A 3,043-nucleotide genomic window follows, 5' to 3' on the forward strand; every position below is an offset into this window, starting at 1 on the left:
GCCGCCGATCGTGTCCGTCAAGGCCCCCGAGGCGCCCTTGTACGGCACGTGGACCATCTTGATGCCCTGGTTCAGGTTCACCATCTCGCCCAGCAGGTGGTTCAACGAGCCGTTGCCGGCGGAGCCGAAGTTGACCGGCCCGGTATTGTTCCTGGCATAGCTGACCACCTCGGCGACGCTCTTCGGCGCGAAGCCCTGGTTCACGACCCAAGCGAACGGCACGGTGGCCAGCGTCGCCACGGTCGCGAAGTCCTTGTACGGGTCGTACGAAAGCGACTTGTAGAGGCTGCCGTTGATGGCCTGCGTGCCGACGTAGCTCATGAGCAGCGTGTGGCCGTCGGCCGGCGCCTTGGCGACGTAGTCGGTGCCGACGTTGCCGCCGGCGCCGGGCTTGTTCTCCACCACCACCGGCTGGCCCCAGCGCTCGGAGAGCTTCTGGCCGACGATGCGGGCCAGCGCGTCCGAGGCGCCGCCGGGCGTCTGCGGCACGATGATGCGCACCGGCTTGTTCGGGAACGCCTGGGCGAAGGCGCCACCTGCCGCGAAGGCAGCGGCACCGATGAACAGCGATGCGATGAAGCGGGAACGTTGGAGCATGTTTTTTTCAGTTCGGTAAGGTTCAGCGCGGCGTGTCGCCGGCCAGCGTGATGCGGTGCATGACCCGCCGGAAGCCGTGGTAATCGTTGACGGGGTTGTGCTGCACGCAGCGGTTGTCCCAGAAGGCGAGCGAGCCGGGCTGCCAGGCGAAGCGGCAGGTGAACTCCGGACGCACCTGGTGCTGGTACAGGTAGTGCAGCAGCGGCGCGCTCTCGTCCTCGGTCATGCGGCCGAAGCGCACCGTGTGCGCCACGTTGACGTACAGCGCCTTGCGGCCGGTTTCCGGATGCGTGCGCACCACCGGATGCTCGGACTCGTAGTCCTTGCGGGCGTCTACGCGGCCATCGGAGGCGATGCGGTCCTCGCGCGTCTTCGAGACGTCGGCCTTGGCGGAACTGGAGATGCCCTTGAGGCCGGCCAGCAGGCGCTGCATGGTGTCGGACAGCGCTTGGTGGGCCAGCACCTGGTTGGCCAGCAGCGTGTCGCCGCCGTAGGAAGGCGCTTCCTTGGACAGCAGCATGGTGCCCATGGGCGGCTGCTCGAAGTAGGTGGTGTCGGAGTGCCAGATGCCGCCGAAGTTGACCCGTTCGTGCCCGAGTTTCTTGACTTCGATGATTTGCGGGAAGCCGGCGATGGATTTGACCAAGGGGTGCTCGATCGGCTGGCCCATGGCTTGCGCGAAGGCCAGGACCCGTTCCAGTGCGGGGCCGGTCCGGCTGGAACACGACCTTGTGCTCCAGCCAGGCAGTCTGCAGCCAGGCGACCTGCCTTTCCGTCAGCGGCCGCGCAGATCCAGGCCCGAGATCTTCGGCACCAGCGCGGCCATGGCACAAGCGGCCAGTTGCCTGCGGTTCAACATGCTGTCTCCTTCATGCCTTCGGAGCCGCGAGGGTGCCGGCATGCTCGAGACGGCACATCAAATGATCTGAACCATTCTTCAGGCCCTGGGCACCGGCGCCAGCTCGGCAATGATTCGGCGGACCCACAAAAAAGCCCCGCCGGTGCTGGACTGGCGGGGCTTTGCGAGCCTGGTGGCGCTTCACGGATTCGAACCGCGGACCTGTGGATTATGATTCCATCGCTCTAACCGACTGAGCTAAAGCGCCGAGCCCACGATTATAAGGCATCTGCCGCGGCTCAGTTTGCGCGGCCGCCGGCTTTGGCGAGTTCCTCCGTGACCAGCCGCACGATCAGCCGGTCCAGCGTGTCCACCGAGTAATTCTTCACGTCGTGCACGGTTTCGCGGTCCGGCCGCTGGCCGGCCGATGCGCGTTGGCATAGGTCAGGAACACGAAGCGCTCGCCCGTGTATTGCGCAGATGCCGCTGGATGAACTCGCCCTGGCGGTCCAGCCCGCTGGCGCCCACCCCGAAGATCCGGATCCCCCTTGCCGAGCGCGGCCAGGTTCTTCGGGCGACTCCATGGGTTGGTGTGGCTGTGGAACGGGGACCGGGGCAGATGGGGTCGAAATTCGCGCCCGGGTTTGCCCCGCTGCGGCGGCGGCCCCGTACGACGTGGTGTGAAAATCTGCCCATGCCCCGCACCTTGCGTGACCTGCCCGAGGAGAACCTGATGCTGGCCTATGCGGACGGCGACGACGCGGCGTTCGACCTCCTCTATGGCCGCCACGAGGCGGCCCTGTTCCGCTTGGTGCGCCGGCTCCTGGGCAGCGCCATGGCGGCGCAGGCCGAGGAGGTGTTCCAGGACAGCTGGCTGCGCATCGTGGCCGCCCGCCGCAGCTTCGTGCCGCAAGGCGCGGCCTGGCGGACCTGGGGCTTCACCATCGCGCACAACGCCGCCATCGACGGCCTGCGCGCGGGCGGCCGCGCAGTGGGGCCGGATGGAGGCGGGGAGGGCGACGATCCGCTGGAGCGGCTGATGGACAGCCTGGAGCAGGTGGCGCCGTCCGCCGCGGACATCGCCTTCTGGCGCTCGGCCGGCGCCCAGCTGCTGCAGTGCCCGGACGCCTTGCCGCCGCCGCAGCGCGCTGCCTTCCTGCTGCACCACGAAGACGGCGCCAGCGTGGAAGACCTGGCGCAGCGGCTGGCGCTGCCGTTCGAGACGGCCAAGAGCCGGCTGCGCGATGCGCTGAAGAAACTGCGCGGCTGCATGGGCGACTACCTGCTGCCGCTGGGGGCGACGCGATGACCAACCTGCGCGACACCAGGCTGCACCGCGCGCTGGAGCAGGCGCCCGACGCGACGCTGCGTCCTCGGCAGCACACGCGCGAGGCGATCCGGGGGGCGGCGCATGGGGCGGTGCGGCCCTGGTGGCAACGCTGGCTGCCCGTCGGCCGTGGCCGCCGCTGGGCGCCGGCGTTCGCCACCGTGCTGGTGGCGGGCTTGATCACCGTGCTGTGGCAAGCCCAGGAGGTTCCGGGCCCGCGGCAGGAGCCCGGCGCGGCCGACCGGGCGATGCCCGCGTCGGCCAGGCCGGTCGCGCCGCCG

At 69.0% G+C, this 3,043-nt stretch carries 3 protein-coding genes, 1 tRNA gene and 1 pseudogene; 2 read left to right on the forward strand and 3 right to left on the reverse strand.

Annotation, left to right across the window (positions count from 1 at the left end):
• The 3 genes from JWP65_RS08620 to JWP65_RS08630 form a co-directional block, all read right to left on the reverse strand.
• A partial coding sequence (locus JWP65_RS08620) for a tripartite tricarboxylate transporter substrate-binding protein (protein ID WP_299762785.1) occupies positions 1 to 597 on the reverse strand: 597 nt, incomplete at its 3' end.
• 22 nt (positions 598 to 619) lie between these two features.
• A complete protein-coding gene (locus JWP65_RS08625) occupies positions 620 to 1,243 on the reverse strand; it encodes a TauD/TfdA family dioxygenase (protein WP_299762787.1) in 624 nt (207 codons plus the stop codon).
• Between the two features lie 383 nt (positions 1,244 to 1,626).
• Positions 1,627 to 1,703 (reverse strand) — tRNA-Met (locus tag JWP65_RS08630).
• 426 nt (positions 1,704 to 2,129) lie between these two features.
• Between JWP65_RS08630 and JWP65_RS08635 the strand changes: the two genes are divergently transcribed.
• Together JWP65_RS08635 and JWP65_RS08640 are read left to right on the forward strand one after the other, a co-directional pair.
• Positions 2,130 to 2,744 (forward strand): sigma-70 family RNA polymerase sigma factor, encoded by a 615-nt coding sequence (locus JWP65_RS08635; protein WP_299762789.1) that lies wholly within the window; start codon positions 2,130 to 2,132, stop codon positions 2,742 to 2,744.
• Positions 2,741 to 3,043 (forward strand): annotated as a pseudogene (locus JWP65_RS08640) (hypothetical protein); the annotation flags it as partial. The gene JWP65_RS08635 and the pseudogene JWP65_RS08640, both read left to right, overlap by 4 nt.

This window comes from Ramlibacter sp. (assembly GCF_028292805.1).
Lineage (GTDB): Bacteria > Pseudomonadota > Gammaproteobacteria > Burkholderiales > Burkholderiaceae_C > Ramlibacter.